Annotated in this window: 31 protein-coding genes; 18 read left to right on the top strand and 13 right to left on the bottom strand. The window is 71.3% G+C overall.

The window, feature by feature from the left end:
• The first annotated feature begins 50 nt into the window (after window positions 1–50).
• Window positions 51–458 carry a transferase gene (locus Microterr_RS01540; protein WP_263796535.1) on the top strand — a complete coding sequence of 136 codons (408 nt, stop codon included), beginning with the start codon at window positions 51–53 and terminating at the stop codon, window positions 456–458.
• A gap of 188 nt (window positions 459–646) precedes the next feature.
• Window positions 647–1,207 carry a thermonuclease family protein gene (locus Microterr_RS01535; protein WP_263796536.1) on the top strand — a complete coding sequence of 187 codons (561 nt, stop codon included), beginning with the start codon at window positions 647–649 and terminating at the stop codon, window positions 1,205–1,207.
• A 6-nt stretch (window positions 1,208–1,213) separates the two neighbouring features.
• Here the strand turns inward: Microterr_RS01535 and Microterr_RS01530 are convergent, their stop codons facing one another.
• The gene (locus Microterr_RS01530) at window positions 1,214–1,612 is read right to left on the bottom strand and encodes a DUF1304 domain-containing protein (protein ID WP_263796537.1); all 399 of its coding nucleotides are present in this window, start codon (window positions 1,610–1,612) and stop codon (window positions 1,214–1,216) included.
• A gap of 33 nt (window positions 1,613–1,645) precedes the next feature.
• Between Microterr_RS01530 and Microterr_RS01525 the strand changes: the two genes are divergently transcribed.
• Both Microterr_RS01525 and Microterr_RS01520 read left to right on the top strand, forming a co-directional pair.
• The gene (locus tag Microterr_RS01525; RefSeq protein ID WP_263796539.1) at window positions 1,646–2,380 is read left to right on the top strand and encodes a LysR substrate-binding domain-containing protein; all 735 of its coding nucleotides are present in this window, start codon (window positions 1,646–1,648) and stop codon (window positions 2,378–2,380) included.
• 51 nt (window positions 2,381–2,431) lie between these two features.
• Window positions 2,432–3,175: a glutamine amidotransferase-related protein gene (locus tag Microterr_RS01520; protein WP_263796540.1), complete on the top strand. Its 744-nt coding sequence runs from the start codon at window positions 2,432–2,434 to the stop codon at window positions 3,173–3,175.
• 24 nt (window positions 3,176–3,199) lie between these two features.
• Here the strand turns inward: Microterr_RS01520 and Microterr_RS01515 are convergent, their stop codons facing one another.
• Entirely contained in the window at window positions 3,200–3,997 is a 798-nt protein-coding gene (locus Microterr_RS01515; RefSeq protein WP_263796541.1) for a tryptophan-rich sensory protein, read from the bottom strand.
• Between the two features lie 53 nt (window positions 3,998–4,050).
• Window positions 4,051–4,536, bottom strand: coding sequence for a glutaminase (locus Microterr_RS01510; RefSeq protein ID WP_263796542.1), 486 nt, complete (start codon window positions 4,534–4,536; stop codon window positions 4,051–4,053).
• Between the two features lie 41 nt (window positions 4,537–4,577).
• On the opposite strand from Microterr_RS01510, the gene Microterr_RS01505 reads away from it, so the two are divergent.
• Window positions 4,578–4,916, top strand: coding sequence for a DUF7882 family protein (locus Microterr_RS01505; RefSeq protein WP_263796543.1), 339 nt, complete (start codon window positions 4,578–4,580; stop codon window positions 4,914–4,916).
• A gap of 3 nt (window positions 4,917–4,919) precedes the next feature.
• Here Microterr_RS01505 and Microterr_RS01500 read toward each other — a convergent pair whose 3' ends face one another.
• Genes Microterr_RS01500 through Microterr_RS01490 form a run of 3 tightly spaced genes read right to left on the bottom strand, consistent with a single transcriptional unit; the run spans window position 4,920 to window position 7,749 of the window.
• Window positions 4,920–5,237: a DUF7882 family protein gene (locus Microterr_RS01500; protein WP_263796545.1), complete on the bottom strand. Its 318-nt coding sequence runs from the start codon at window positions 5,235–5,237 to the stop codon at window positions 4,920–4,922.
• A gap of 49 nt (window positions 5,238–5,286) precedes the next feature.
• Window positions 5,287–6,177 (bottom strand): cation efflux transmembrane domain-containing protein, encoded by an 891-nt coding sequence (locus tag Microterr_RS01495; protein ID WP_263796546.1) that lies wholly within the window; start codon window positions 6,175–6,177, stop codon window positions 5,287–5,289.
• A 3-nt stretch (window positions 6,178–6,180) separates the two neighbouring features.
• The gene (locus tag Microterr_RS01490; protein ID WP_263796548.1) at window positions 6,181–7,749 is read right to left on the bottom strand and encodes an SLC13 family permease; all 1,569 of its coding nucleotides are present in this window, start codon (window positions 7,747–7,749) and stop codon (window positions 6,181–6,183) included.
• Window positions 7,750–7,809: 60 nt separating this feature from the next.
• On the opposite strand from Microterr_RS01490, the gene Microterr_RS01485 reads away from it, so the two are divergent.
• Entirely contained in the window at window positions 7,810–8,334 is a 525-nt protein-coding gene (locus Microterr_RS01485; protein ID WP_263796550.1) for a ribonuclease H family protein, read from the top strand.
• On the opposite strand, the gene Microterr_RS01480 is transcribed toward Microterr_RS01485, so the two are convergent.
• The gene (locus Microterr_RS01480) at window positions 8,321–9,271 is read right to left on the bottom strand and encodes a DMT family transporter (protein ID WP_263796552.1); all 951 of its coding nucleotides are present in this window, start codon (window positions 9,269–9,271) and stop codon (window positions 8,321–8,323) included. The two genes, Microterr_RS01485 and Microterr_RS01480, sit on opposite strands and share 14 nt — an antisense overlap.
• Before the next feature lie 117 nt (window positions 9,272–9,388).
• Between Microterr_RS01480 and Microterr_RS01475 the strand changes: the two genes are divergently transcribed.
• Together Microterr_RS01475 and Microterr_RS01470 are read left to right on the top strand one after the other, a co-directional pair.
• Entirely contained in the window at window positions 9,389–9,979 is a 591-nt protein-coding gene (locus Microterr_RS01475; protein ID WP_263796553.1) for a TetR/AcrR family transcriptional regulator, read from the top strand.
• 55 nt (window positions 9,980–10,034) lie between these two features.
• On the top strand, window positions 10,035–11,660 hold the full coding sequence (locus Microterr_RS01470; protein WP_263796554.1) for an MDR family MFS transporter: 1,626 nt from the start codon (window positions 10,035–10,037) through the stop codon (window positions 11,658–11,660).
• Window positions 11,661–11,793: 133 nt separating this feature from the next.
• Here Microterr_RS01470 and Microterr_RS01465 read toward each other — a convergent pair whose 3' ends face one another.
• Window positions 11,794–12,933 (bottom strand): AI-2E family transporter, encoded by a 1,140-nt coding sequence (locus Microterr_RS01465; protein ID WP_263796555.1) that lies wholly within the window; start codon window positions 12,931–12,933, stop codon window positions 11,794–11,796.
• Window positions 12,934–12,967: 34 nt separating this feature from the next.
• Window positions 12,968–15,550 (bottom strand): winged helix-turn-helix domain-containing protein, encoded by a 2,583-nt coding sequence (locus tag Microterr_RS01460; protein WP_263796556.1) that lies wholly within the window; start codon window positions 15,548–15,550, stop codon window positions 12,968–12,970.
• Between the two features lie 122 nt (window positions 15,551–15,672).
• On the opposite strand from Microterr_RS01460, the gene Microterr_RS01455 reads away from it, so the two are divergent.
• Genes Microterr_RS01455 through cls form a run of 3 tightly spaced genes read left to right on the top strand, consistent with a single transcriptional unit; the run spans window position 15,673 to window position 17,847 of the window.
• The gene (locus Microterr_RS01455) at window positions 15,673–15,930 is read left to right on the top strand and encodes a hypothetical protein (protein ID WP_263796557.1); all 258 of its coding nucleotides are present in this window, start codon (window positions 15,673–15,675) and stop codon (window positions 15,928–15,930) included.
• Window positions 15,931–15,980: 50 nt separating this feature from the next.
• On the top strand, window positions 15,981–16,364 hold the full coding sequence (locus Microterr_RS01450; protein WP_263796559.1) for an SHOCT domain-containing protein: 384 nt from the start codon (window positions 15,981–15,983) through the stop codon (window positions 16,362–16,364).
• A 10-nt stretch (window positions 16,365–16,374) separates the two neighbouring features.
• A complete protein-coding gene (cls, locus tag Microterr_RS01445) occupies window positions 16,375–17,847 on the top strand; it encodes a cardiolipin synthase (protein ID WP_263796560.1) in 1,473 nt (490 codons plus the stop codon).
• Window positions 17,848–17,853: 6 nt separating this feature from the next.
• Here the strand turns inward: cls and Microterr_RS01440 are convergent, their stop codons facing one another.
• Together Microterr_RS01440 and Microterr_RS01435 are read right to left on the bottom strand one after the other, a co-directional pair.
• Window positions 17,854–18,258 (bottom strand): DUF7144 family membrane protein, encoded by a 405-nt coding sequence (locus Microterr_RS01440; RefSeq protein ID WP_263796562.1) that lies wholly within the window; start codon window positions 18,256–18,258, stop codon window positions 17,854–17,856.
• Between the two features lie 99 nt (window positions 18,259–18,357).
• Window positions 18,358–18,897, bottom strand: a complete 540-nt coding sequence (locus tag Microterr_RS01435; RefSeq protein WP_263796563.1) for a potassium channel family protein — start codon at window positions 18,895–18,897, stop codon at window positions 18,358–18,360.
• 187 nt (window positions 18,898–19,084) lie between these two features.
• Between Microterr_RS01435 and Microterr_RS01430 the strand changes: the two genes are divergently transcribed.
• Genes Microterr_RS01430 through Microterr_RS01420 form a run of 3 tightly spaced genes read left to right on the top strand, consistent with a single transcriptional unit; the run spans window position 19,085 to window position 21,419 of the window.
• Window positions 19,085–19,969 (top strand): SDR family oxidoreductase, encoded by an 885-nt coding sequence (locus Microterr_RS01430; protein WP_263796565.1) that lies wholly within the window; start codon window positions 19,085–19,087, stop codon window positions 19,967–19,969.
• Window positions 19,969–20,460, top strand: a complete 492-nt coding sequence (locus tag Microterr_RS01425) for a transglycosylase SLT domain-containing protein (protein WP_263796566.1) — start codon at window positions 19,969–19,971, stop codon at window positions 20,458–20,460. The genes Microterr_RS01430 and Microterr_RS01425 overlap by 1 nt, the downstream gene beginning before the upstream one ends.
• Entirely contained in the window at window positions 20,457–21,419 is a 963-nt protein-coding gene (locus Microterr_RS01420) for a cation diffusion facilitator family transporter (protein WP_263796568.1), read from the top strand. Before Microterr_RS01425 ends, Microterr_RS01420 begins: the two co-directional genes overlap by 4 nt.
• Before the next feature lie 21 nt (window positions 21,420–21,440).
• Here the strand turns inward: Microterr_RS01420 and Microterr_RS01415 are convergent, their stop codons facing one another.
• Complete coding sequence (locus tag Microterr_RS01415; protein WP_263796569.1) at window positions 21,441–21,986, bottom strand: YaeQ family protein; 546 nt, start codon at window positions 21,984–21,986, stop codon at window positions 21,441–21,443.
• Between the two features lie 134 nt (window positions 21,987–22,120).
• On the opposite strand from Microterr_RS01415, the gene Microterr_RS01410 reads away from it, so the two are divergent.
• Genes Microterr_RS01410 through Microterr_RS01395 form a run of 4 tightly spaced genes read left to right on the top strand, consistent with a single transcriptional unit; the run spans window position 22,121 to window position 25,846 of the window.
• Complete coding sequence (locus tag Microterr_RS01410) at window positions 22,121–22,675, top strand: Dps family protein (protein ID WP_263796570.1); 555 nt, start codon at window positions 22,121–22,123, stop codon at window positions 22,673–22,675.
• Window positions 22,672–23,751, top strand: a complete 1,080-nt coding sequence (locus Microterr_RS01405) for an acyl-CoA dehydrogenase (protein WP_263796571.1) — start codon at window positions 22,672–22,674, stop codon at window positions 23,749–23,751. The genes Microterr_RS01410 and Microterr_RS01405 overlap by 4 nt, the downstream gene beginning before the upstream one ends.
• Window positions 23,748–25,103 (top strand): bifunctional PIG-L family deacetylase/class I SAM-dependent methyltransferase, encoded by a 1,356-nt coding sequence (locus tag Microterr_RS01400; RefSeq protein WP_263796572.1) that lies wholly within the window; start codon window positions 23,748–23,750, stop codon window positions 25,101–25,103. The genes Microterr_RS01405 and Microterr_RS01400 overlap by 4 nt, the downstream gene beginning before the upstream one ends.
• Window positions 25,100–25,846: a glycosyltransferase family 2 protein gene (locus Microterr_RS01395; protein WP_263796573.1), complete on the top strand. Its 747-nt coding sequence runs from the start codon at window positions 25,100–25,102 to the stop codon at window positions 25,844–25,846. The genes Microterr_RS01400 and Microterr_RS01395 overlap by 4 nt, the downstream gene beginning before the upstream one ends.
• On the opposite strand, the gene Microterr_RS01390 is transcribed toward Microterr_RS01395, so the two are convergent.
• Window positions 25,813–26,652, bottom strand: a complete 840-nt coding sequence (locus Microterr_RS01390) for a CPBP family intramembrane glutamic endopeptidase (RefSeq protein ID WP_263796574.1) — start codon at window positions 26,650–26,652, stop codon at window positions 25,813–25,815. The two genes, Microterr_RS01395 and Microterr_RS01390, sit on opposite strands and share 34 nt — an antisense overlap.
• Window positions 26,653–26,707 lie beyond the last annotated feature (55 nt).

Below are 26,707 nucleotides of genomic sequence, written 5' to 3'. Positions count from 1 at the left end.
GGCGAGGTTATTGATGTACTCGGCACGGAAAAGTGCCGTTGGAGGGATCCGTGGGCAAGAACTACATCGACATCGAGAACGACCGGGGCGAGACGCTGCGCTACCGCAAGCACGTCAACGGACGCGGTCTCGTCGCGCACGGCGCCAAGGTGCACCCGAGCGCGGTCGTCGAACTGGGCGCCTATGTCGAGCCGGGCGTGCACATCGCCGCCGGCGCACACGTCGGCCGCGGGGTCTGGGTCGAGTCCGATGCGGACATCGGCACCAACGCCGAGATCGCGCCGCACGCCCACATCGGCGCCGGCGCCGCGATCGGCGCGAGCGCGAAGATCGGCATCCGCACCCACGTCGGCAACGGCGCGCGGGTCGCCACCGGCTCCCTGATCGGCGACGACGAGACGATCGCCGACGGCGAGCGCGTCGCGACCGACCGCAGGGGCCTCCGCCTGGCCGCCTGACCGCCCGGGCATCCCCACCTCCTTCGGGCACGTGGCCCGAGCACAACGGCGGAGATCCTCGGCGACACGCCGGAGAGGGATGCAGCGGCACGGCGTGTCCGGCCGCATCCCCGCAGCTGTGCACGCTGGGCGCGGGCGCGCCCGACCTCGCACCGACCGCCGTCGGACCCCGCCGCTAGCCTCGGCGGATGGCGAGGGGCACCGGCGGTCCGAGAGCGGCCCTGGTGCTGCTCATCGTCGCCGCGGTCGCGCTCGGCGCGGGCTGGTGGTCCGGCACGCAGAGCCTGGCTGACCGAGCCACAGGAGCCCCGACGCGGCCGGCCGACGCGTTCGCGCTGACCGTGGCGTCGGTGTGGGACGGCGACACCCTGCGCGCCACGCTCGACCGGCCGAACGCCGTCGTCGAGTCCGCCGGCGAGCTGAAGGTGCGGCTGATCGGCATCGACACCCCCGAGCGCTCGCCCGTGGAGGAATGCGGGGCGCTCGACGCCCGAGACGCCCTCCTCGCCCTGGCGCCCGTGGGCAGTACCGTATGGGCGGCGCCCGACGCCGATCCGCGCGACCGCTACGACCGGTGGCTCTTCTACCTGTGGACCGACGACGGCCGCTTCATCAACGAGCGGCTCACCGCATCCGGTGACGCCGAGCCGCTGTCCTTCGAGCCGAACACCACCTACGCGGGCCTGCTCGCCGCGTCGGCTCGTGGCGCGCGGGAGGCCGGACTCGGCCAGTGGGGCGCGTGCGACTGACCGGGCTCAGGCGAACAGGAAGAGCACGAAGCCGATCAGCGGCAGCGTGCCCTGCACGAGCGCGGGGCGCAGGTAGCGGGTCCCGCCGGAGACCAGCACGAGCGCTGCGGCGGCCATCGAGCCCAGGCTGTAGAGCACGAGCGTGCGCCCCGCCACGTCGGCGATCGTCGACGGCTCCCCCGCCCAGAACAGCGCGATGCCGATGATCGCGCCGATCGCGAGGAAGAGGTTGTAGAACCCCTGGTTGTACGCCATCGGCTTGATCGTGTCGGCGGCAGCCTGATCGGCCACGCCGAAGCGCTTCCACACCCGGGGCTGCGTCCACTGGACGCTCTCCATCAGGAAGATGTACACGTGCAGCAGCGCCGCGAGGGCGCCGGAGACCGTTGCGATGATCGCGACCATGAGCGAACCCTAGCGCCCGGCTACGCTGGCGGCATGGCGAAGAGCGGCGGTTCACGCGGGCGCCCGGCGCGCCAGGCGAACGGGAAGGGGCGGGCGGCAGCATCCCGCACACCCAAGCCGGCGCCGCGCGCGAAGCCGAAGCCTCCGGCGCCGGAGCCCGTCGTCGAGCCGGCGGTCGGCCCGCTCGTCCTCGGCGCGATCCCCGGCGCCACCCCGGGCAAGTGGATCGACACCTGGAAGTCGCGCCACCCGGACGCGCCGCTCGAGCTGCATCCCCTCGAGGTCCAGGAGCAGCGGACCGCCCTCGCCGAGGGCATCGTCGACGCGGCGCTCGTCCGCCTCCCGATCGAGCGCGACGGCCTGCACGTCATCCCCCTCTACGACGAGCTGCCCGTCGTCGTCGTGGGGTCCGAGTCGCACCTGACCGCCGCCGACGAGCTCGATCTCGCCGACCTGGCCGGCGAGATCGTCGTCACGCCACGCGACGACGTGCTCGCCGTGACCGTGCCGGGCGCCCTCGCTCCCCGCTTCGCCGCACCCGCCGACACCGCCGAGGCGATCGCGACCGTCGCCGCCGGCGTGGGAGTGGTACTCGTGCCGATGTCGCTCGCGCGACTGCACCACCGCAAGGACGTCGCCGTGCGTCCGCTGCGCGACGGCCCGACCTCCACGGTCGCGCTGGCCTGGGTGTCCGAGCGCACCACACCCGCGGTCGACGCGTTCGTCGGCATCGTCCGTGGCCGCACCGCGAACTCCTCGCGCGGCTGATCGGCGGTCCGCGCATCGCGCGCGGGCCGGAGCGCCGCCTAGAATCTCGCCATGACGTCCGCACCGCTCCTCTATGTGTGCGTGCGGCCGCAGCAGGGGGCCGCCGCGGCGGAGTACGAGTCGTTCCGGGCGGCCACCCGCCTCGATCCGCAGCGACTGCATCAGCTCGACCTGGTGCGCGATCCGCTTCCCGACGACGTGTTCGACCGCTACGCCGGGTTCGTCGTCGGCGGCAGCCCGTTCAACGCCACGGACCCCGCGTCATCGAAGACCACGGCGCAGCTCGCCCTCGAAGCCGGGCTCGAGCGCATCGCGGCGGCTGCGGCCGGCGGCGAGGGACCCGCGGCGCTGTTCACCTGCTACGGCATCGGCGTCGTCGGACGGATGCTGGGCGGCGACGTGAGCCGCGCCTACCCCGAGGACACCGGGCCCGCCACGATCGAGGTCACGGCCGCGGGGCGCTCCGACCCCCTCTTCGGGGGGCTCGCCGACCGGTTCACCGCCCTGACCGCGCACAAGGAGGGCAGCGTCGCCGTGCCCCCTGGCGGCACGCTGCTCGCCACCAACGCGGACTGCCCCGTGCAGGCCTACCGTGTGGGCGACCGGCTGTACGCGACCCAGTTCCACCCTGAGCCGACGACGCAGGCCTTCACCGAGCGGATGGCGATCTACCGCAACGACGGGTACTTCGCCGCCGAGGACTACGAGGTGATCTCCCAGCGGGTGCTGGCGGCATCCGTCACCGAGCCGGTGCGCCTGCTCCGCGCGTTCGCCCGCCGGTTCGCCGACGCCTGACCCACCGGCGGCAGCGGGCCGCCGTCATTCGGTCGCCGGGCTCACCAGCCGCGCCGCGGCCAGCACGAGCGTCGGCAGCAGGATGATCGAGGCGGCCACGATGGCGGCGACGCCGATCGGGATGCTGGCGGGCTCACCGGTGAGCCGTCCCACCGCGATCCAGCTCAGCCCCCAGGCCATCGCCAGTGCGGGCGCGAGCCGCCAGTGACTGGCCCAGGCGAGGGCGAGCCCGATCAGGGCGACGACGGTCAGCACCAGGCACCCGATGAGGTCGGACTGCGCCCCCCACTCTTCGGGGGCGATCACGGTCAGCCAGGCGGTGGTGTTCGCGACGGTCGCCAGGGCCACCCAGCCCAGGTGGAGCCCGGTGACGCCGTCGATGAGGGCAGCGTCGATGATGCCCTCATCGCCGACGCGGCCGAGCACCACGATCCGGAAGAGGGTGCACAGCGCGACCAGCAGCAGCACGATGCCGACGACCGTCCACGGCAGCGTCGAGAACTGGGCGAGGAGCAGCCACAGCCCATTGAGCAGGCAGGTCACCGCCACCCACCAGCCGACCGCGCGCTGACGGGGACTCGTGCGCTGACCGGGCAGCGCCTGCCAGATCGCATACGCGATGAGGCCGAGGTAGATCACGGTCCAGATCGAGAACGCCGGGCGGGCGGGCGCGAGCACCGTGGCATCCGCGTCGAGCGCCCCGCCCTGCAGGTCCTGCACCGAGGTGCCGCCGAACAGACCGGCCCCGACCATGGCCGCGAGGATCATGGCGCAGGTGGCGACGATCACGGTGACCTGCCGGGCGATGTCGGAGGCTCTCATGCCGCCACCTTACGAAACCGGGGCCGTGCACGTCGGGGGGCTTGACAGCGCGGCTAGGCCCCCGCAGGCGGGTGCACGAGCAGCTCGATCCGCTCGTCCAGGTACGCTGCGAGCGGCACGTGGCCGCCGGCAGCGCTCCACCGCACGCTCGGCACACCGGAGACGACGCGCAGCGGATCGGATTCCCCGTCGACGGCGTCGAGCGACAGCATCCGCCATCCGATGTGCACGGGACGACCCTCCGGGAAGCCACCGCGATGCGCGGCGGCGGCGAGCTCCGCGCGACGCCGCTGCGACTCGGCCGCGAAGCCGCGGCGCACCTCCTCCCGCGCCACCACGATCTCGCCGGTGGCGAGCACGGCATCGTCGGTGAGCAGCAGCACGCCGAGGTGCCAGGCGGTGCCCCGTGGCACGATCCGCGGCGCCCGCGCGAGACCGAGCACCCGCCGCGGCGACACCAGCTCGCCGAGCGCCTCGCGGTGCGCGCCGTCGAGGCGCGCTCTGGCCCCGTCCAGCAGGGCGGCGAGGGGCTCGTTCACCCCGTCAGGCTACCGACCGCGCGCGAGGTATGTTGGTGCCCGTGGGGACCATCTACTACGGCGGCACGGCATCGCCCATCCATGTCGAAGACCGTGCCCTGGCGCACCTCAAGGTCGTCATCGCGACCAAGCTGCGCCGCAACGAGAGCTTCACCGTGTCGTGGCGGCACCTCGACGACGAGCCCCGCGGCCGCAGCACGATCTGGATCCACCCGTCGATCCCGCTGCGCTTCGTCTTCGACGACCCTGAGCCCGCGGATCTCAGCCGCGACTGGATCGAGGAACTGGCGAACTCGGCGAACTCGTCGGGCGGCATCCTTCTGGTCGACGAGCACATCGTGACCGGGCCGATCCCCGTCCTCGACGACGCCGACGCGTAACGCTCAGCCCTCTTCGGGCGCCTTGTCCTCGGCCGGTTCCGGCGTGATGGTCAGCCCGTTCGGACCGCTCGCGGCCTGCATCAGATCCTCGATCCAGGCGCGGTTGATCCACGCCTGACGGCTGCCGAAGAAGTGGAACTGGAGCGGCACCCCCGGGTGCATCCAGAAGCTGCGACGACCGCTGCCGTCGCCCATCTCGACGTCGAACATGAACGGCTCGGCACGGCGCAGCTTGTTCATCACGACGATGCGCAGATGCGCGAGGGTGCGGTCGTCGATGTCGACGGAATTCGACATGGTGTCGTAGATGAATCTCCCCATGGCGCAGATCCTAGTCGGCACCCTGAGGCCGGATGCGGCAGCGCGGCGCTCAGTCGAAGCCCGGGTCGGTGGTGAGCTCGATCGACGGCCACACCTCCAGTCCGAGCCCGTCCAGGCGGGTCAGGATGTCACGGCGGATCTCGTCCTGCTCATCGATCGACCAGCGCCCCGGCTCGACGTGGTAGATGACCTCGAGGTATAGGCGATGGCCGAGCTTGGCCGCCCGGACGACCGGTGCCGACAGGCCACGGGCATCCGTCACCGCGACGACAGCGGCGTCCACCTGCGCGGCGGTGCCTGCGGGCGGGGCGCCCTCCAGGAGCTCGCCGACCCCGTGTCGCACCAGCGAGATCGGCAGGGGCGCGACGAGCACGCACGACGCCAGCACGAGCACCGGGTCGACGTACGGGAGCAGCGAGGTGACCGACGCCGCCGACAGGATCGCCGCAACACCGGCGCCGGCGGCGACGACCGCCGCACGGATCGCGCTGCCGCGCCAGTCCAGCGCCTCCGCGTGCACGAGGTCGCTCGAGGTGCGCCCCAGCCACCACGCCACGATCCCCGAGCCGACGGCGAGCACGACGCCGTAGCCGGCGACGACGCCCACGGCGATGTCCTGGCCGCCGTCCGCGATGACGATCACCGCATCCCCTGCGGCGATCACCAGGGTCGCGAGTGCGGCGACGCCCTGCACCGCGACGACGAGGGGCACGAGCGCGGGCCATCCGAACGGGTTCCTGCGCGTCGGATCCTGAAGCGCTTTGCGCGACGCACCGAGCGCCATCCACGTCGTGACCATGCCGATGATCCCGAAAGCCCCGTCGAACACGAGCACCCGGATCCCCAGGACGAGTCCGAGTGCGAGCGCCCCCAGCGAGAGCACCGCATTCGCGATCAGGGAGACGCGCAGTGCGCGCGCTTCGTCCGCAACGGTCGCCATCGGTCAGCCCGCGAACGGCCAGATGAGCGGCACATACATGACGGCGACCGCGACGAACAGCACCGCGAGGGGAAGGCCGAGCTTCCAGTAGTCGCCGAAGCGGTAGCCGCCCGGCTCCATCACCATGAGGTTCGCGGGCGTCGCGATCGGGGTGAAGAACGCGGCGGCGCCGGCGACGGTCAGCGCCATCATGAACGGCTGGACGGACAGGTCCATGGTCGTGGCGACCGACACCGCGATGGGTGCGATCACCAGCACCGTGGCGGCGTTGCTGATCAGCTGGCCGAGCACGAGGGTGAGCAGCACCAGCACGAGCAGCACGGCGTACGGGTTCGCGTCGCCCATCAGGGCGAGCAGGCGTCCGGCGACAAGGTCGGCCGTGCCGGTCTGGGTGACGGCGGTCGACAGCGGGATCATCCCCGCGATGAGCACGATCGTGGTCCACGAGATCGAGTGGTACGCCTGCGTGGTGGTGACGGTGCGCGTGACGACGAGCGCGCCTGCCGCGAGCAGGGCCGCGACCGCGGGCGGCACCAGCCCGGTGGCGAGCAGGACCACCATCGCGAGGAGGATCCAGAGCGCCCGCCGCGCACCCTTCCCGAGGGGCACCGCGCGGCGCAGCTGCTCCGGCGCATCCACGGCCAGCACGCTGTCGCCCTGGGTGTGCCGCGACAGATCGTCCCACGTGCCCTGCAGCAGCAGCGCGTCGCCCGCCTGCACGACGATGCGCTGCCCCTTGAGCTGATCCTCGCCGCGGCGCGCGGCGAGGACGACGAGCTGGCCGTCCGGCGTGGCCATGCCAGGCGACACGATCGTGCCGATCAGTGGCGAACGAGGCGGGATCACGACCTCGGTGACCCCGTTCACCGGGCCCAGCAGCGTGCCGGTGTCCAGGCTCAGGTCGTATTGCCCTCGCAGCAGCCGGGCGTGACGGACGAGGTCGGTCGGCATGAGCGCGCCGTTGCGGCTCGGCAGCAGCCGCCGCCCGAACAGCACGATGATCAGCAGCGACCCGAGCACCAGGGGCACGCCGACCAGCGCGAACTCCGCGTAGCCGAACGCCCGACCGCCGCTCTGCTCGGCGAACTCCGACACGATGATGTTCACCGGCGTACCCGTCAGCAGCAGCATCGACCCGGCATGCCCGGCGAAGGCGAGCGGCATGAGCAGCTGGGATGTCGGGATCCCGGCGCGCGCGGCCACGACGACCACCAGCGGCAGCAGCGCCGCGACCGCGCCGTTGATGCTGATCACGGCGGTCACGACCGCCGACAGCAGGCAGATCACGATGAGCAGCACGACGCGCTTCGTCCCGGCGCGCGCGATCACCTTCTGCCCTGCCCAGGCCGTCACGCCGGTGGCATCGAGCGACTCGCTCACGACGAACAGCGCCGCGATGAACAGCACGGTCGGATCGCCGAAGCCCGCGAGGGCCTGCGGCAGCGTCAGCACGCCGGTGAAGAAGAGAGCGAGTGAGACGCCGAGCGCGACGATGCCGAGGGGCAGGCGGTTGCTCACGAACGCGATGATCGCCAGGGCGAGGATCGACAGCGTTGCGACGATGGGGTCCACAGGGGTCAGCGTACTCAGCGACGGTCGGTACCCTGGCTGGGGACATTCAGAGGGCAGGACATGGTCGATCGATACACCGTCGCCACCGACGGCGCATGCAAGGGCAACCCGGGTCCGACCGGATGGGCGTGGGTCGGCGAGGACGGCCATTGGGCGGCCGGCTCGCTCGTGCTCGGCACGAACAACATCGGCGAGCTGCTCGGCCTGCTCTACGCGATCCGCGACCACGCCGACGTCGAGCAGCTGCACGTGCAGGCCGACTCGAAGTACGCCATCGACACCTACGAGAAGTGGATGGACGGGCACCGCCGGCGCGGCTGGAAGACCGCCGCGAAGGCGCCGGTGAAGAACCAGGACATCCTCGAGCAGCTCATCGAGGTGCGCGATGCCCGGCGCGCGGCCGGCCTGCCGGACGTCGAGCTCGAGCACGTGCGGGGGCACCGCGGCCACCGGCTCAACGAGTGGGCCGACGAGCGAGCGGTGCGCGCAGCCGTTCATGCCGCCGGAGGGACCGAGAGCGCCTGGTCGTCCCTCGGGGCCCAGGACAAGATCGACGTCAGCGTCGATCCGGTCAAGAAGCGCTGACCACGACGGGCGCGGACGCGCGGGCGGGCATCGCGGCCAGGACGATCCCGGCGAGCGCGAGGGTGCCGCCGGCGACCTTGAGCGGCTCGAGCGGCTCTCCGAGCACGACGGCGAAGGCGTACCCGAGCACGGGAACAGCGGCGGCGGCCGTGCCGGAGAAGGCCGCAGGCACCCGCTCGGCGCCGTAGTTGTACAGCGCCATCGTGGGGCCGGTCACCACGAGGGCGAGGATGAGGATGCTGACCCACCCCGTCGTGCCCGTGGGCCACGCGGCCGTGCCGGCGACCAGCTCGACAGCCACCCAGGGCGTCAGCAGGAGGGCGCCCCAGATCGCCGTGGCGGTCGCGAGGACCAGGGGGTCCGGCGCCGCGCCGCCCGCAGTTCGCTGCGCGCCGCCCTGCGGCGGGGCAAGCCGCCGCAGCAGCACGGTGTACAGGGCGTACGAGGCGAGCCCGGCGACCAGGAGCACCGCGCCGAGCCCGAACTGCGCCGCGCGGGCGGAGGCCAGCACGATGCCGCAGGTGGTGAGCGCCAGCCCTGCCGCGACCCGTCCGGTGACCCTCTCCCGCAGCATCCCCCAGGCGAGCAGGGCCGTGAGCACGGGGAGCGAGGCCGACATCAGCGCCGCCGTGCCCGCGGATGACAGGGCGAGACCCAGGTTGCTGGGCAGGTAGAAGAGCGCGACGCCGGTCAGCGCGAGCAGCACCGTCCGGGGGCGGCGCAGCGCCGCACCGAGGGCACACAGCCCGCGGTCGGGGGCGCGGCGGACGATCACCATCGCCACCAGGAGCGGCACCGCGAGGAGCAGCCGCAGCTCGGAGAGGACCGCAGGAGATGCGGTTACCAGCACGAGCGCGCTCAGGCCGTACGCGGTCGACCACAGCACGACCGAGACCACCACCGCCGCCACCGGCGCACCCGCGCGAGATCGATCCACCTCACGAGTGTGGGGGTGCGGCTGATCGTGACCGGCAGCGGGCGCAACACCGCGCAATGCGACGCTCGCCACCTCGGTGAATTGCATCATTCAACCCAAAGTGCAATACTGCACTCCGTGTCAGATAGTGCATCTTCGTTGCGCGAGCGTCGGGTCGCCGAGACCGCGCAGTCGCTGCGCGCCGAGGCACGTCGCCTGACCGCCGAGCAGGGGTTCTCCGGCTTCACGATCGAGGAGCTCTGCGAGCACGTGGGCGTCTCCCGCCGCACGTTCTTCAACTACTACGCGAGCAAGGAGAACGCCGTCCTCGGGATCGCGGTGCGCACCGACACCGTCGAGCTCGACGAGGCGTTCGTCGCCGGCACGGGGCACCTGCTCGACGACCTGGCCGAGCTCCTGCTCGCCCGCTGGGATCTCTTCGCCCCCACGAGGGCCGAAGGGGCGGAGCTGGGCCGCGTGTTCGACCGCGAGCCCCGCCTGTTCGCCCATTTCGTGGCCCTGGCCGCCGAGAGCGAGCGCGACGACACCGCGCTCGCACTGCGTCGCCCCGACTGCGCAGGCGACGCCCTGCGCGCGGCGACCGCGGTGCACCTGCTCGGCGCACTGCTCCGCCCGACCGTCGCGCAGTACTTCGCCGACGGCGACACCGACATCCACGGCCTGCTGCGACAGCGCCTGACGGTCGCCCGCGACCTCCTCTCCTCCTGACTCTCTCCTCGGGGGACTCTCCCCTGATCTCCCAGCCCGACCCGAACGGACCCGCATGACCACGCTTTCCCCCGCGCCCCTGCTGCTGACCAAGCGGCGAATCTGGATCATCTTCAGCGCCCTCATCGCCGGGATGCTGCTGTCCAGCCTCGACCAGACGATCGTCTCGACCGCGATGCCGACGATCGTCGGCCAGCTCGGCGGCGTCGACCACCAGGTCTGGATCACCACCGCCTACCTCCTGGCCACCACGATCGTCATGCCCATCTACGGCAAGTTCGGCGACGTGCTCGGCCGCCGACGGCTGTTCCTCGTCGCGATCGCGCTGTTCACGCTCGCCTCGGTCGGCTGCGCGTTCGCCGGGGACTTCTGGATGTTCGTCGTGTTCCGCGCCGTCCAGGGCCTGGGCGCCGGTGGCCTGATGATCCTGTCGCAGGCGATCATCGCCGACATCGTGCCCGCGTCGGAGCGCGGCAAGTACCTCGGCCCGCTCGGCGCGATCTTCGGCCTGTCCGCGGTCGCCGGCCCCCTCCTGGGCGGCTTCTTCGTCGATCACCTCACCTGGCAGTGGGCGTTCTACATCAACATCCCCGTGGGCATCGCCGCATTCGTGATCGCCCTGTTCGCCCTGACGCTGCCCGACAAGAAGGCGACCAAGCGGATCGACATCCTCGGCGTCCTGTTCCTCTCGGCCGCGACGACCTGCCTCATCTTCTTCACCGACTTTGGCGGCGACTCCGAGTTCGGGTGGGACTCGCTCGCGACCTGGGCGTGGGGCATCGGCTTCCTCATCGCCGTGGCGGGCTTCATCTTCACCGAGGCGAAGGCGGAGGACCCGATCATCCCGCTGGGCCTGTTCCGCAACCCGGTGTTCGTCAATGCGACCGCCATCGGCCTCACGCTCGGCCTCGGCATGTTCGCCGCGATCGGGTTCGTCCCCACGTTCCTGCAGATGTCCTCCGGCACGTCGGCGGCAGCATCCGGCCTTCTGATGATCCCGATGATGGTGGGCCTGATGGGCACCTCGATCGCCTCGGGACTGCTCATCACCAAGACCGGCCGCTACAAGATCTTCCCGATCATCGGCACCCTCGTCACGGCGGTCGCGATGGTCGCGATGACGACGCTCACCGCGGCGACCCCGATCTGGCTGATCTGCGTGTTCCTGTTCGTGTTCGGCGCGGGCCTCGGCCTCATCATGCAGGTCGTCGTGCTCGTCGTGCAGAACGCGGTACCGGCGTCCGAGATCGGCACCGCCACCAGCACGAACAACTACTTCCGCGAGGTGGGGGCGGCGCTCGGCACCGCCGTATTCGGCACGATCTTCACCACGCGCCTGACGCAGAACCTGCAGGACGTGTTCCTCGGGGCGGGCATCCCGGCGGCGGATGCGGCGAACGCGACGTCGTCGCTGGACCCGCAGACGCTGAGCCAGCTGCCTGATTCGCTGCGCGACGGCGTCGTGAACGCCTACGCCGATGCCCTCGCTCCGGTGTTCTGGTACCTGCTGCCCTTCATCGGGCTCGCGTTCCTGCTCTCGCTCTTCCTCAAGCAGATCCCGCTGTCCGACGTCGCCGGTCTGGTGGCCCGTGGCGAGGCGATCGGCGGCGAGGAGGCGGAGCTGCTCGAGGCGCAGCAGCGCGACGAGGCCCGCACCCTGGCCACCCCACCCGTCCGCTGACCTCGGTTTGCGGCAGGCCCGCCCAGCCTGCTGCCAGTCTGGCCTCGCCGAGATCACGTGATCTCGGCGAGGCCACACGTTGTGGGCGTCAATGACGGGTGTTCTCACCGAGATCACGTGATCTCGGTGCCCGTCAGAGCTTGGCGTCCTGCTTGGGGACGACGACCTCGCGGATGATCAGCAGGATCGTCGCCATCACGGGGAGCGCGATGAGCACGCCGAGGACCCCGAGGAGAGTTCCGCCGACCAGCGCGCCGATCAGGACGAGCGCCGCGGGGATCGCGATGGCCTTGTTCATGACCCTGGGACTGACGACGTACGACTCCAGCTGGATGTACACGAGGTACCCGATGGCGAACCCGAGCGCCTGCGCGGGGCTCGACAGCAGCGCGACCAGGGAGCCGAGCACGAGGAAGATGACCGACCCGAACAGCGGGATGAGGGTGATGACGAACGCGATCGCCGCCATGAGCACCGGGTAAGGGAGCCCGATCAGCAGGTGCAGTCCGAGCACCACGCCGGCGTTGATCGACGACAGCACGACCGATCCGAGCAGTGAGCTGCCCACCGACGCCGTCACGCGCTCGGTCATGTCGGCCAGCCGGACCCGGGAGCGTGCGGGCGCCAGCGCGTAGAGAGCGAGCTTCATCGCCTCGAGCGACGCGAGGAAGTACAGCGTCAGGGCGACCACGACGAACCCGGCCGAGATGCCGCTGATGATGCCCACGCCGACGGCGAGCGCACCGCCGCCGATCGCCGCGATGGTCTCGGGGCGGGCCAGCGCGGCCGTCAGTTCGTCGAGACCGTGCGAGATCGCGGTCTGCGCATCAGCCGACATTGAGGTGAACCAGTCGGCCGACTCGATCCCGGCGATCGCCTCCGGCAGCGAGCCGATGAAGGCGGCGGTCTCGGCGATGACGCGGGGCAGGACGTAGACCGCGAGCAGGAGCACCACGACGGCGAACACGGCGAAGACGAGGCCGATCGCGCCGCCGCGCTTGAGTCCGCGGCGCTCGAGTCTGCGCACCACCGGATCCAGGCCGAGTGCGATGAACAGCGCCATGAAGATGTACGCCAGGATCGTCGTGATCGATGCGATGGCCGAGCCGAGCACGATGCCGCCGAGCACGCCCAGCGTCGCGATGAACGCGATGACGAGCGGGCGCTCGATCGCCGCGAGCACCCCGATCCGCCCGGGCACCGGCTTCCCCTCGGCCAGGCGCCGCAACGCGGCCGGCCGCGCCGGTCGCAGGCGTGCGCGCGGGTGACTCATGCGCCGAAGGTACCGGGGTCCGTCGTCTGCGGGGTCATCCTGCATGGGCGATATCGGCTTCCTTGAGCAGCCCGAGCTCCCGTGCCCGCGCGATCGCGGCGTCGCGGCCGGCGGCATCGAGCTTGCGGTAGATGTGCGCCATATGGGTCTTGACCGTGTTGACCGAGACGAAGCACCGGGCGGCGAGCTCGGCGTTCGTGAGCCGACTCGGCAGGAAGGCGAGCAGCTCGAGCTCGCGCGCCGTGAGCGGGTCGGGCAGGTCGCCGGCCGGCGCGCGCAGCGCACGGTAGCGCGCGACCACCTCGCGGCCGAACCCGGCGGGGTCTTCGGGCAGCCCCTCGACGAGCGCGATGACGGCACGGCCCGCGCGGAGGAACGGCTGCACGAGGTGCTCCGCCGCTGCATGCTCGAGGGCGGCGGCGAGCAGCGATCGCGCCGCGACACGGTCGCCGGCCACGGCGGCAGCCCACGCGCGGAGGACCTCGGTCTCGACCGCGTGGGCGGGTGAGAGCGGGACGGGCGCGGGCGCTGCGTCGAGCACCGCCTCAGCCGCGGCATGGTCGCCCTGCACGAGGAGCCACGCGACGTCCTCGAAGGCGGCGGCCGACCAGAAGGGGTGCGGTGCGGGCGGCGCGCTCCGGCCCGCCTCTCGCCGCCGCCGCTGCTCGACCGCCTGCAGGATGTCGCGGACGAGCGGCGACGGCGGCCCCGCAGGAGGGATCGCCGCGATGTCGGTGCCGTCGGCGTCGATCAGGCGTGACGCGGCGTGCGCGATCCAGAGGAGCTGGGTGCGGTTGTTCGCCGATGCGCGCAGCGCGCCCTCGTGCAGGGCCAGTGCGCCAGATTCGGGCAGCCCCCGTTGGATCGCGACGACCGCCTTGGCGAGAAAGGCGTCGGCCGGTGCGGGATGCGCCAGCAGTCCCGTCTCGCGGGCGAGATCGAGCGCCTCGTCGACGCTCGCTGTCGCGGCATTCAGTCGACCGGCCAGGGCATGGCAGATCGCCAGGCTGCCCAGACCATGGATGCGATACGGCGCGTAGCTCGCCCCCGCGCTGGCGAGTCCGTCGGAAAGCCATCGCTCCGCCTCGATGAGATCGCCGAGGAAGAGGTTCGCGCGGCCGATCGACAGGACTGCGACGGTGCGGATCTGGGCCGGTGATGTGATCTGCAGCAGGTCCGGGACATCGACGTCGCCCGCCGCGTCCGCCGCCGCGAGCATCGCGAGACCGTCGTCGCGGTAGCGCTCCGCGGGGACGTGGAACTGCACACCGGTGGCGCAGTACGCCCGCGCGACGAGCTGGGTGCCGATCGGAACGTCGGGGCGGCCGATGACGCTGCGCAGCAGAGCATCGGCGATCGAGTCGCGGCCGGACATCCCCTCGACCATGCCCCGCAGCACGACAGCATCGGGATGTTGCTCCAGCACGTCCGACGGCACGGTCCCCAGCCAGCGCGCCACCGTGGCGGTCTCGCCTCGTTCGTAGACGTCACGGCCGCGCGCGAGGATCGCGTCGATCGCCTCGGTCCACAGCCGTGCGGCGAGCAGGCACTCGATGGCGTCGCCGATCGCACCCTGATCGCGATGCCAGGCGGCGGCCGCCCGCAGCAGCGTGCCTTCGACCGCAGGTGCCGCCGCGCGCAGCCGGATGCGCAGGACATCGCGGAAGAGGTGGTGGAAGCGGAAGCGGCGCTCGACGCCGTGCACGGGCACGACGAACAGCGACTCGCACTCCAACTCCTCCAGGAAGGCGGCGCCGTCGTCGACCCCGGTCAGGTGCTCGACGAGCTCCGGCGACATCTCCTCCAGCACGGAGAGCTCGAGGAGCGCACGCCGCCGCGCCGGGTCCTCTGCTTCGAGAACCTCCTCACCGAGGTAGTCGATCGCGAGGCGTTCCCCCTCGGCGAGCGCCTCGCCGTCCTCGCCCGCCTGGGGGTGGACCCGGAGGCGGAGGCCGGCGAGCTGGAGACCCGCAGCCCACCCTTCGGTCCGCCGGACGGCGGCAGCCGCGGTCGACGGCTCCACCGCCCTGCGCGACACCCGCTCGAGGAAGTGCACAGCATCCGCATCGTCGAAGGCGAGCTGCGCGGCGCGGATCTCGACGAGGCCGTGCCGGAGGCGGTGCCGGCTCCAGCCGAGCCGCAGGTCGACCCGCGTCGAGAAGACGAAGTGCACGTTGGGCGGCAGCATGTCGACGAGGCGCCACAGGTCGGTGATGATGTCGCGGTTCGTGACCCGGTGGAGGTCATCGAAGATGACGACGATCCGCGACGGCACCTCGGCGAACGCGGCGGCGAGCGCCTCGATCATCGGGGCGCCGAGGCCCGCGCCGGGCGTACCGAGGGGGGCGTCCAGCGCGGCGAAGGCCCCGTCGAGCTCGCCCAGTTCGGAGACGAGCCGACGCGCGAGGTGGACGGCGTCGTTGTCCGCCGACGTGAGTTCGAGCCAGGCGAACTCGGTCGGCGCCAGGTGGGCTGCCCACTGCGCGAGCAGGACCGTCTTGCCCGAGCCGGCCGGGGCGACGACCAGGGTGAGGGGAGCTTCCGCGCCGATGTCCAGGAGCGCCCGCAGCGGGGGCCTGTCCACCGCGTGCGGCGGAATGGCGGGCGTCACCGTCATAGGTCCGGCTTTCTCCAGAAGGCATCCGAATCATCCCACAGGGATGACGGAAGATCGACGGTCGAGGTATTTGGATGACATAGACGCCGCGGTACGCCGCCCCGCGGCGGGGAGGTCGCCGCGTGAGTGCACACACGATCGAGATCATCGTGCGCGACCGTCTCGGGCCGACCATCGTCGCCGCACTGGACGGCTTCGAGGTGACAGGCAACGCCGGCGGCGGATCCCGCATCGTCGGCGTGGTGCCTGATCAGGCGAAGCTGCTGGGGATCCTCGACATGTTCGACGGGCTGCATGTCGAGGTGGTGTCGGTCAACCGCATCGACGAGGGGCAGGTGTCATCCGCAGGGGGTGACGCCACGCATCCGCTCCGCCCTTAGCGTCGTCTCACCGGCGCGGTCTGAGCGCCCTTGAAAGAATGGGAAACGACATGGATCTGTGGTCGTGGGTGGCGTGGTTCTTCTGGGTCTTCGTCTTCATCTCCTACCTGATGGTGCTCTTCTCGATCATCGGCGACATCTTCCGCGACACGTCGCTGAACGGGTGGCTGAAGGCGGTGTGGATCATCTTCCTGATCTTCGTTCCGTTCCTGACGGCGCTGGTCTACCTGATCGCGCGTGGCACGGGCATGTCGCAGCGCTCCGCCGCTCAGGCGCACGACGCACGGCGCGCGCAGGACGAGTACATCCGCGAGACCGCGGGCCGCTCGTCAAGCCCGGTCGACGACATCGCCAAGGCCAAGGCGCTCCTCGACAGCGGCGCCATCGCCCCTGCGGAGTACGAGGCGCTCAAGGCCAAGGCACTCGCCGGATAGGCTCCACCTCATGGAGCCCGTCCTCGGGGCCAACCTGATCTGGGCGGCCGCCTTCCTCGTCGACTTGACGATCAAGGTGGCCGCCCTCATCATCATCCCCCGCCATCGCAAGCCGACCGCGGCGATGTCGTGGCTGCTCGCGATCTTCCTGATCCCGTTCGTCGGCATCCTGCTGTTCCTGCTGATCGGCAACATCACGCTCCCGAAGCGGCGGATGCAGGAGCAGGCCCGCATCGACGGCATCATCAAGGGTCGCGCCGCCGCACTCCCTCCTGCGACGGATGCCGGCTGGCCGCGCTGGCTGGCGCGCACCGTCCAGCAGAACACGCTGCTGACCGGCCTGCCGGCCGCCGAGGGCAACACCGCGACGCTGATCGACGGCTACCAGGACTCGATCTCCGCGATGGCGGACGCGATCGACGGTGCAGCGCGCTTCGTGCACGTCGAGTTCTACATCGTGTCGTGGGACGCCACGACACGCGGCTTCTTCGAGGCGATGGAGCGTGCCGTCGCACGGGGAGTCAGTGTGCGCCTGCTCGCCGACCACATCGCCTCGCGCAAGGTGGCCCGTGCCGACGAGACATTCGCCGAGCTCGACCGCATCGGGGTGCAGTGGTCGTGGATGCTGCCGGTGATGCCGTTCAAGGGCAAGTACCAGCGCCCCGACCTGCGCAACCACCGCAAGATCGTCGTCGTCGACGGCCAGACGGCCTTCCTCGGCTCGCAGAACCTGATCGACCGCTCGTACAACTCGGAGAAGAACATCCGGCGCGGTCTGAAGTGGCAGGAGCTCGTGGCGCGCCTGGAGGGCCCCGTCGTGGCCTCCGTGAACGCGGTCTTCCTGTCGGACTGGCTCATCGAGACGGGCGATGACCTCACCGCCACGGCGCACGTGCCCGCGGCCGAGGTCGCCGTCCCCGCCTCCGGGGCGGATCTCGCCTGCCAGGTGGTGCCGTCGGGTCCGGGGTACACGACCGAGAACAACCTGCGGCTGTTCCTGTCGCTGATCTACGGCGCCACCGAGCGCGTGATCATCACGAGCCCGTACTTCGTCCCTGACGAGGCGATGGTCTACGCCATCACCTCCGCCTGCCAGCGGGGTCTGGAAGTCCAGTTGTTCGTCTCGGAGATCGGCGACCAGGGCCTGGTCTACCACGCCCAGCGCTCGTACTACGACGCGCTCCTCGCGGCGGGAGTGCGGATCTTCCTCTACCCGGCGCCGTTCATCCTGCACGCCAAGCACTTCTCGATCGACGACGACATCGCGGTGATCGGGTCCAGCAACATGGACATCCGCTCCTTCAGCCTCAACATGGAGGTGTCGCTGCTGGTCCGCGGACGCAGCTTCGTCGAGGCGATGCGTGCGGTCGAGCAGGATTACCGCGACGCCGGGCGCGAGCTCACCATCGAGGAATGGCGAAATGAGCCCCGCTCGGCCACCGTTCTCGACGGCCTCGCGAGGCTCACCTCCGCCCTCAATTGATGCGGCTCAGTCCGCGTCCTCGAACTCGGGGCCGTGCACGGTCAGCGCGTAGATCACGAGGATGTCGACGGCGAGGATCGCCAGCGACAGCCACGGCTGCACGGAGAGCAGCGACAGCTGCCCGAGTGCGTTGAGTCCGACGAGGATGATCGCCACGACCCGTGCCCAGGTCGCACCCGCGAAGACGGCGAAGGCCGTCAGCACGAGCAGCGTGCCCGAGATGATGTGCCACCATCCCCAGCCGGCCACGTCGATCCGGAACAGCGTGCCCGCATCCGAGAGCAGGTAGGCGTCGTTCGGTCCGATGACCGCGACGAGCCCGAAGACCAGGTCCAGGATTCCCGCGATCAGCAGCAGAACTCCAGCGAAAACGGCCCACCCGCTCCAACGTCTCCCAGTGGTGTCAGTCATTTAACAGTCCCTCCTCAGCGATGTGCACCGACCACCCGCTGCGCAGCGCGCCCGGGTCGGCGTCGATCTCGACGCTAGAGAGGCGCCGCGCCGAGGTAGTCACTCCACAGGGGTGATTCCGGTCTCCGCGCCGCGCGAGGCACGCCCCCGCCGCACGGCGAACGTGAGCAGCCGGATGCCCGCGCCGAGGAGCACGAGGTTGAGGATCATCTGCCAGGTCACGAACAGTCGCGCGGTCTCGGTGACCGCGCTGATGTCGCCGAATCCGACGGTCGCGAAAATCGTGACCGCGAAGTAGAGGGTGTCGATCCGCGACAGCGACGGCTCGGAGAAGCTCGCCGGAGCTGTCGTCGCCATCAGGAAGTAGCCTGCGGCGAACAGCAGGAGGTACAGCGGCGCGACGATCGCGAGCGCCTCGATCGCGCGCACGCCGGGATAGCGGGCGCGCACGATCGCGCTGATCTGCCAGGCGCTGACGGCGATCAGGATCAGCGGGACGGACACCGCCACGAGCAGCTCGGGGATGCGGAGTCCGTCGAGCGGGAGGAGGAAGTACAGCGCGACCAGCACAAAGGCCGACACGAGCGCCCTGATCAGTCCGCGGACGATGAGCGCGCGGGATGCGGTCGGCTCGGCCATTGCACTCCCTGGGGTCAAGTGATCGTCTCGCGACGCTTCTCACCCTAGATGTCGCCGCTCCCCGTGCGTCACCCATCCGGAGTGATGTCGAACCCGCACCCGGCAGAGCCCTCGCCGTCAACCCCCTGTCGACCCGATCCCCCGCGGGTAGATTCGCGACAGCAACGGCAGAAGAAGGAGAGACCACATGGCCGATCAGCCGCACGACCCCCGCTCGGCACATCCGGAGGGCGGTTTCCCCGATCAGTCGCAGGAGCAGCCGGGCATCACCGACGAGACCACCCCGCGGCCCGATCACGGCGAGGACAGCTATCGGGGCTCCGGGCGGCTGGAGGGCCGGCGCGCCCTCATCACGGGAGGCGACTCGGGCATCGGGCGCGCCGCGGCGATCGCCTTCGCCCGGGAGGGCGCGGACGTCGCGATCGCGCACCTGCCGGACGAGCAGGAGGATGCGGACTCCACCGTCGCGCTCATCGAGGCCGCTGGCCGGAAGGGCCTCCGCCTCCCCGGCGACGTGCGCGACGAGGACTTCGCGACTGGGATCGTCGATCGGACCCGCGCCGCCCTCGGCGGACTCGACATCCTCGTCCTCAACGCGGCCTATCAGAAGGACCGCGAGGGCATCGCGTCGATCTCCACGGAGGAGCTCGACCGGGTGTTCCGCACCAACCTGTACGGCCTCCTCTTCACCGCGCGCGCCGCCGTGCCGCACCTGCAGCCGGGCGCCGCGATCATCGTGACCTCGTCCATCCAGGCCTACAGCCCTTCGCCCGGACTGCTCGACTACGCGATGACGAAGGCCGCGCAGGTCGCCTTCGTGAAGGCGATGGCCGAAGAGCTCGGGCCGAAGGGCATCAGGGTCAACGCGGTGGCACCCGGGCCGATCTGGACCCCGCTCATCCCCGCGACCGGCTGGGATGCCGAGCGCCTCGCGACGTTCGGGACCGACACCCCCATCGGCCGCCCCGGTCAGCCGGCCGAGCTGGCCGGCGCCTACGTGTACCTGGCCTCGGCGGAGTCGTCGTACGTCTCGGGCACGGTGCTCGGAGTGACCGGCGGCAAACCCCTGTGATGCGACCGCCGCGAGCCCGCGCCGTCACCCGCACGACCGCTGCCGCGCTGACCATGCTGCTCGCGGCCGGTCTCACCGGATGCGGCCTGACGATCCCGACCGACCCCGACGGGACACTCGGCCGCATCACGGACGGGATGCTGCGCGCCGGCGCGTCGCCGAGCGCCGGCCTCGTGACGGTGGAGGGCGATGAGGTGTCGGGCCCGCTCGCCGACCTCGTCGAGGGCTTCGCCCGCGAGCACGGCGCCGAGGTGACCTGGATCGTGGACAGCGAGGAGGACCTCGTCGACGACCTCGCCGACGGAGAGCTCGACCTCGCGGTCGGCGGCATGACCGACGCCACCCCGTGGACCACCCTCGTGTCCGTCACGCGCGGATATCCCGGCATCCCCGGCGCGGACGGCGCGCCCGTTGTGATGCTGCTCCCCCTCGGCGAGAACGCGCTGCAGAGCGCACTGGAGACCTACCTCGACCAGGAGGTCGGCGGATGAAGACGCTGGGGCGCACTGATCTGCCGGTCGCGCAGCAGGAGGCTCTGCGCAAGGCCATCCGGTGGGAATGGTTCACGATCGGCTACACCTCCGTCACGATCGTCCTGATCGCGTTCGTGGTCGGCGGATCGCAGGCGATGAAGACCGCCTGGATCGAGGACATGCTCTCCCTCATCCCGCAGGTCGCGTTCCTGGTGTCGCTGCTGTTCATCCGCAAGCGGCCGACGCGCGCGTTCCCCTACGGGCTGCATCGGGCGATGGCCGTGGGTCATCTCGTCGCCGGGGTCGCGCTGCTCGCGGTCGGCGGCAACCTGGCGTTCGAGGCGGTGTCGGGGCTGCTCAGCGGGGATCACCCGGCGATCGGCACCGTGCGGATCTTCGGCCAGACGATCTGGCTCGGCTGGCTCATGGTCGCCGTGATGACCGTCGTCATCATCGGGCCGTTCTTCTACGGGCACGCGAAGGCGAAGCTCGCACCTGTCCTGCACAACAAGGTCCTGTACACCGACGCCGACATGGCGAAAGCCGACTGGACCACCACCGTCGCCTCGATCGTCGGGGTGCTCGGGATCGGCATCGGCTGGTGGTGGCTCGACGGCGCCGCCGCCCTGTTCATCTCGCTGGGGATCGTGTGGGACGGCATCCGCAACTCGGGCTCGGCCGTCCTCGACCTCATCGATCAGCGCGCGCGCACGCACGACGACAAGAAGGTGCAGCCGCTGATCTCCGACATCGTGCGGGCGCTCGAGCGTCAGCCGTGGGTGGCGGAAGCGGCGGTGCGGATGCGCGACATGGGACAGGTGTTCCACGTCGAGGCGTTCGTCGTTCCGCGCCGCCGCAAGGTCTCGGTCGCCCAGATCGAGACCGCACGCGAGGCCATCACCGAGATGGATTGGAAGATGCAGGACGTGGCGGTGATCGCCGTCTCGTCGCTGCCGGACGAGACGGAACGCGGGTGATCTATCGCACTCGCGTCCGGCTCAGGAAGGGTCGAGCTGGCGGGTGTGCAGGGCGGAGCTCAGGTTCACGCCGTTGAGCTCGAGGTAGAGCTGACCCTCGGTGATCGACAGCGTCATCGTGCTCCGCCGCTCCAGCGCGGACACCGCCGCGTCGACGAAGCCGGGGTCGAAGCTGCGGAGGGCGATGGTCTCGGACCGGTGGATGCGCTTGCCCGCCCAGGGAGCCATCACCTTCGCAGGATCCCGGTGCGTGTAGACCACGGTGCGATCGGCCAGCTTGCTGCCATGGTGCAGGCGTGCGGCATCGGGCGCGCCGACCTCGATCCAGGCGGTGAGGCGTCCGGTCAGGTCCCGCACAAGCACCGCGGGCTCGTCGGTCGCCGAGATGCCCTCGCTGAAGGCGATCCCCTCCTCGTACTCGAGGCAGTAGGCGAGGACCCGCGTCATCATGAAGGCGTCGGTCTCCGACGGATGGCGGGCCACGCGGAGCGAGAGCTCGTCGTAGACGCCCCGGTCGACATCGGCGAGCTGCACCGTGAACGTGTGGATCATCGCGCCGATAGCCATAACGTCCGAGCCTACGCCGCTGAAGCGCGCCGGGTAGCACCGCCCATCGAGCACCGTCAACCCCCTCGGGACGCCATGTCCCGGCGCATAGCGTCGGTCACAGCATCCGGTCGGATGCTGGAGAGAGGAACACGATGGCCGACACCACACGTCCGGGCAACAAGCGTCGCGCTGCCCGCGGAGGCAGCGGAGCGAAGCTCACTCAGGAGCAGAACAAGGAGAGCGGCTTCCGCGCCTCCCAGCAGCTCAGCGACAACCTGCAGAGCATCCTGGTCGACCTGCTCGAGCTGCAGCTGCAGGGGAAGCAGGCGCACTGGAACGTCGTCGGCACGAACTTCCGCGACACCCACCGACAGCTCGACGACATCATCGACGCCGCGCGAACCCTCAGCGACGTCATCGCCGAGCGGATGCGGGCGCTGCACGCCCTGCCCGACGGCCGCAGCGACACGATCGCCCAGACCACCACCCTCCCGGAGTTCCCGCAGGGCGAGATCGACACGACCGAGACGATCGACCTCGTCACCGAGCGCCTCGAATCGGTCATCGCGACCACGCGCGAGGTGCACGACGCGGTCGACGAGGAGGATCCGACCTCGGCGGACATCCTGCACGACGTTCTCGAGCAGCTCGAGCAGTTCGCCTGGATGGTGAGCGCGGAGAACCGCACCCCCGCGAAGAAGAAGTGACCGCCGCCGCCCCTGCCGACGTCCCGACCCTGCGTCTGCGTCTGCAGGGCGGCGTCGCCGCGACCACCGAGCACGCGGCCGCCACCGCCGCACAGGTCATCGGCTTCGGAACCCACGTGGACGCCACGATCGGGTGGGCCGTCAGCATCGGCCATCAGGTGCCGGTCCCCGGCAAGGGGAAGACCACGGCGCTCTGGGAGCTGCTGGCCACGACCGCGGCGCTCGACGTCGCGGCGGCGCGCATCCTGGAGCCCCACCTCGACGCCCTGGCGATCCTGGCGCAGGCCCGCGCGGAGGGTGATGACCCCCGCGACGCCCTGACCGCCATCGGCGCGGACGGGCATGCCTCGTGGGGCGTGTTCGCCGCCGAGGGTCCGGGCGGTCGGGTCGAGGCCGCCCGTGCCCCTGACGGCGGCTGGACGCTCACCGGCGTGAAGCCGTGGTGCTCGCTCGCGACCTACCTCAGCCACGCGCTCGTCACCGCCTGGGACGGCGACCGGCGCCGCCTGTTCGCGGTCGCCCTGCGCCAGCCGGCAGTGGTCGCCCGCAGCGGCCCGTGGCACGCGCGCGGGCTCTCGCACATCGTCAGCGCGCCGGTCGAGTTCGAGGGCGCGGCCGCGGTGCCGATCGGCGGGCCGGACTGGTATCTCACCCGGCCGGGCTTCGCGTGGGGCGGGATGGGCGTCGCGGCGGTCTGGTGGGGCGGCGCGATGCCCCTCGTCGACGCGCTCGCCGCCGCGACGGCGCGGGCCGAACCCGACCAGCTCTCGCTGGCGTTCCTGGGCGAGGCCGACACGCTGATGTGGGCGACGCGGGCGAGCCTCGCCGAGAGCGCCCACGCGGTCGACGGCGGGATGGATGCTGCCGCAGCCAAGGTGCTCGCCGAGCGCGTACGCGCCACGGCGGCCGCGGCGGCGGAGCGGGTGCTCACGATCGCGGAGCACGCCCTCGGCCCCGCTCCCCTGACCGCCGAGGAGAAGCACGCCCGCCGCGTCGCCGACCTGCGGCTGTACCTCCGCCAGCACCACGGCGAGCGCGACCTGGCCCGTCTCGGCCGGCTCCTGGGCAGCCGATGAGCATCGCCTTCGACCACCGTGACCCCGGCACCGACGAGCAGCGCTGGGCGGACGCCGCGCCATGGGCTGCCGCACCCGAGCTCACACTGACTGCCGACCGGCTGGTGGTGCTCGCCGCGCACCCCGACGACGAGACCCTGGGCGCGGGTGGACTCATCACCGTGGCGGCGCAGCGCGGCGTCCCGGTCGAGGTGGTCTGCGCGAGCGACGGCGAGGCGGCGGGAGCGGGCGGCACGAGGGATCCGCAGCTGGCCATGACGCGCCGCGCCGAGACCGCGCGGGCCGTCGCCCTGCTCGCCCCGGACGCACGGGTCACGTTCCTCGGGCTTCCCGACGGCGGGCTGCGGGAGAACGCCGACGCGCTGCGGCGCGCCGTCGCGGCGACGCTGCAGTCCGGCGCCGGCTCGACGCTGGTCGTGGCGCCGTGGGTGGGCGACGGTCATCGCGACCACCGTGTGCTCGGCGACATCGCCGCCGGGTTCCGCAGTGCGGCGGTCGAGGTGCTCGGGTACCCGGTCTGGCTGTGGCACTGGGGCGAGCCGGCCGAGGTCGACACCACCGGCTGGCGCGTCCTGCCGCTGAGCGCGGCCACGGCAGCCGTCAAGGCGAGGGCCATCGCCTGCCACGCCACCCAGCTGACCCCTCCCCCGGCGTCGCCGGGCGAACCGCCGATGCTGTCGTCGTCGATGCTGCGGCACTTCCAGCGGCCGCTCGAGGTGTTCGTGACCTCCGCCGACGAGCGAGCGGATGCTGTCGGCATCGCCTATTTCCACGATCTCTACGCCCGCCACGAAGACCCATGGGGCTACGACTCGCGGTGGTACGAGCAGCGCAAACGCGAGATCGTGATGGCGTCACTGCCGCGGCCGCGGTTCCGTCGCGCGCTCGACGTCGCATGCTCGACGGGTGCGCTGACCGCGGCGCTGCGGGACCGCGCGGATCGTGTCGTCGCGACCGACGCCGTGCCGACCGCGCTGGACCGGGCGCGCGCCCGTATCGGCGACGACCCGCGGGTGTCGTTCCAGAACCTCACCGTCCCCGCCGAGTGGCCCGACGGCTCGTTCGATCTCATCGTGCTCTCGGAGGTCGGCTACTACCTCTCGCGGCCCGAGCTCGAGCGCGTCATCGACCGGATCGACGGCGCTCTCACCGACGATGGCATGCTCGTCGCCTGCCACTGGCGGCACCCCATCTCCGGGGCGCCGCTGGGCGGCGACGAGGTGCACGACGCGATCAGGGCGCGCCGCACATGGGAGACCGCCGCCAGCCACCTCGAACCCGACTTCCGGCTCGACGTGCTCGCCCGCCCCGGGTCGCCGTCGGTCGCCGCGCGGGAGGGCCTCACGCCATGAGATCCGACCGCATCCTGGCCGCGGCCATCGTCATCCCCGCGCACGACGAGGAGGACCTCATCCACGCGTGCCTCACATCGGTGGAGCTCGCCGCGCTGGCGGCCCGTCACGTGACCGGACGCGTGACGACCGTGCTCGTCCTGGACTCCTGCTCCGACGCGACCGCCCAGCTGGCGGCCGACTTCCCGGTGGAGGTGGTCACGATCGACGCGGGCCGGGTCGGTGCAGCACGTGCCGCCGGGGTCGACGCCGCGCTGCGGGCCAATCGCGACGTTCCGCCCTCCCGGCTGTGGATCGCGCACACGGACGCCGACTCCGCGGTGCCGCCGCACTGGCTCACGCATCAGCTGCGACTCGCGAAACGCGGCGCCGACGTGGTGGTGGGGACGGTGCGACCCGACTTCCGCGACCTCGACGAGACCCAGACCGAGGCATGGTGGGCGACGCACACGCCCGGAGTCGCCAACGGGCACGTGCACGGGGCGAACCTCGGCACGCGCGCGAGCACGCTGATCGGCGCGGGCGGCTTCGAGGACGTGCGCGAGCACGAGGACGTCTGGCTCGTCGAGGAGATGCGCGCCCGCGGTGCGAGGCTCGTCGCCTCCGACGCTGCGTGGGTGCGCACCAGCGGTCGCCAGCAGGGCCGCACGGTCGGCGGCTATGCGCGCTATCTCCGCGAGGACCTCATCGCGGCTGCCGCCGCGGCGACTCAGCGCGCGACGGCTCCGGTGTCGGTCGCCTGACGCGTCCTGCGCCGTTCGCTCACGATCAGCACGATGAGCAGGACGGCGCCGGTCGCGATCACGAGGAAGGTGCTCAGCGCGGGGAGGAGGCCGAAGACCCCTCCGGTCGGGAACTCGGCGTGCAGGAACAGCGTCGGGTCGGTGCTCGCGTGCAGGAGGATCGGGCCCCACAGGGTGCCGGTGACGCGCAGCGCGAGGTACATGCACAGGCCGAAGCCGAAGGTGTACACGACTTGGAGCGCGGTGACGCCCTGTCCCTGGTCCGAGGTGAAGCGGTTGCCGGCGTGCAGCGCCGCGAAGATGCCGGCCGAGGCGAGCGCGACGGCGATCTCGCCGTGGCCGGCCTTGCGCATGAGGTTCACCACGAACCCGCGGGTGAGCACCTCCTCGGCGAAGCCGACGAACAGCCCGGTGAGCAGCCAGGTCGCGACCAGCACGAAACCCGCCTCGCCGTAGTCGATGCTCAGAAGGGACGAGACGTTGATCGCCAGCACGACGACGATGGCGATCCACATCCATCGACGCCCGCGCACCGGCTGCGGCCCGAAGAGCTCCTTGACCCAGCCGAGCGAGGCGGCGAACGCCACGAGCACGGCGCTGCCGAACACGATGGGCAGCATCGTGCCGATGAGCACATCCGCCGCGCTCCCCTCGTCGCCGCGCGCAGCACCTCCCTCGGGGAAGGCCAGCCCGAGCAGGAACCCGAACAGCTCATACAGGCCGTAGTAGACGACGGCGAGCAGCAGCGCCCGCCAGATGCCGCCGCGCTCCCAGAACCCCTGCCACCCCGACGCCTGCTCAGCCACGAATGCCCCGTCCGCGGGACGGTCCGAGCGACGTCCCCTCCTGACACGCTAGCGG

This window comes from Microbacterium terricola, assembly GCF_027943945.1.
GTDB classification, from domain to species: domain Bacteria; phylum Actinomycetota; class Actinomycetes; order Actinomycetales; family Microbacteriaceae; genus Microbacterium; species Microbacterium terricola.
The sequence above is the reverse complement of the archived record's forward strand: the minus strand, read 5'-3'. Positions and strand labels throughout refer to the sequence as shown.

Coding starts and splice junctions, on each gene's coding strand:
- Microterr_RS01460 (WP_263796556.1), bottom strand. CDS start 15,550: ATGACGGTGACGCCCGCCATTCCGCCGCACGCGGTGGACAGGCCCCCG.
- Microterr_RS01520 (WP_263796540.1), top strand. CDS start 2,432: ATGACGTCCGCACCGCTCCTCTATGTGTGCGTGCGGCCGCAGCAGGGG.
- Microterr_RS01525 (WP_263796539.1), top strand. CDS start 1,646: ATGGCGAAGAGCGGCGGTTCACGCGGGCGCCCGGCGCGCCAGGCGAAC.
- Microterr_RS01430 (WP_263796565.1), top strand. CDS start 19,085: ATGGCCGATCAGCCGCACGACCCCCGCTCGGCACATCCGGAGGGCGGT.
- Microterr_RS01420 (WP_263796568.1), top strand. CDS start 20,457: ATGAAGACGCTGGGGCGCACTGATCTGCCGGTCGCGCAGCAGGAGGCT.
- Microterr_RS01400 (WP_263796572.1), top strand. CDS start 23,748: ATGAGCATCGCCTTCGACCACCGTGACCCCGGCACCGACGAGCAGCGC.
- Microterr_RS01500 (WP_263796545.1), bottom strand. CDS start 5,237: ATGGGGAGATTCATCTACGACACCATGTCGAATTCCGTCGACATCGAC.
- Microterr_RS01485 (WP_263796550.1), top strand. CDS start 7,810: ATGGTCGATCGATACACCGTCGCCACCGACGGCGCATGCAAGGGCAAC.
- Microterr_RS01495 (WP_263796546.1), bottom strand. CDS start 6,177: ATGGCGACCGTTGCGGACGAAGCGCGCGCACTGCGCGTCTCCCTGATC.
- Microterr_RS01450 (WP_263796559.1), top strand. CDS start 15,981: ATGGATCTGTGGTCGTGGGTGGCGTGGTTCTTCTGGGTCTTCGTCTTC.
- Microterr_RS01440 (WP_263796562.1), bottom strand. CDS start 18,258: ATGACTGACACCACTGGGAGACGTTGGAGCGGGTGGGCCGTTTTCGCT.
- cls (WP_263796560.1), top strand. CDS start 16,375: ATGGAGCCCGTCCTCGGGGCCAACCTGATCTGGGCGGCCGCCTTCCTC.
- Microterr_RS01410 (WP_263796570.1), top strand. CDS start 22,121: ATGGCCGACACCACACGTCCGGGCAACAAGCGTCGCGCTGCCCGCGGA.
- Microterr_RS01470 (WP_263796554.1), top strand. CDS start 10,035: ATGACCACGCTTTCCCCCGCGCCCCTGCTGCTGACCAAGCGGCGAATC.
- Microterr_RS01425 (WP_263796566.1), top strand. CDS start 19,969: ATGCGACCGCCGCGAGCCCGCGCCGTCACCCGCACGACCGCTGCCGCG.
- Microterr_RS01395 (WP_263796573.1), top strand. CDS start 25,100: ATGAGATCCGACCGCATCCTGGCCGCGGCCATCGTCATCCCCGCGCAC.
- Microterr_RS01535 (WP_263796536.1), top strand. CDS start 647: ATGGCGAGGGGCACCGGCGGTCCGAGAGCGGCCCTGGTGCTGCTCATC.
- Microterr_RS01435 (WP_263796563.1), bottom strand. CDS start 18,897: ATGGCCGAGCCGACCGCATCCCGCGCGCTCATCGTCCGCGGACTGATC.
- Microterr_RS01530 (WP_263796537.1), bottom strand. CDS start 1,612: ATGGTCGCGATCATCGCAACGGTCTCCGGCGCCCTCGCGGCGCTGCTG.
- Microterr_RS01515 (WP_263796541.1), bottom strand. CDS start 3,997: ATGAGAGCCTCCGACATCGCCCGGCAGGTCACCGTGATCGTCGCCACC.
- Microterr_RS01465 (WP_263796555.1), bottom strand. CDS start 12,933: ATGAGTCACCCGCGCGCACGCCTGCGACCGGCGCGGCCGGCCGCGTTG.
- Microterr_RS01415 (WP_263796569.1), bottom strand. CDS start 21,986: ATGGCTATCGGCGCGATGATCCACACGTTCACGGTGCAGCTCGCCGAT.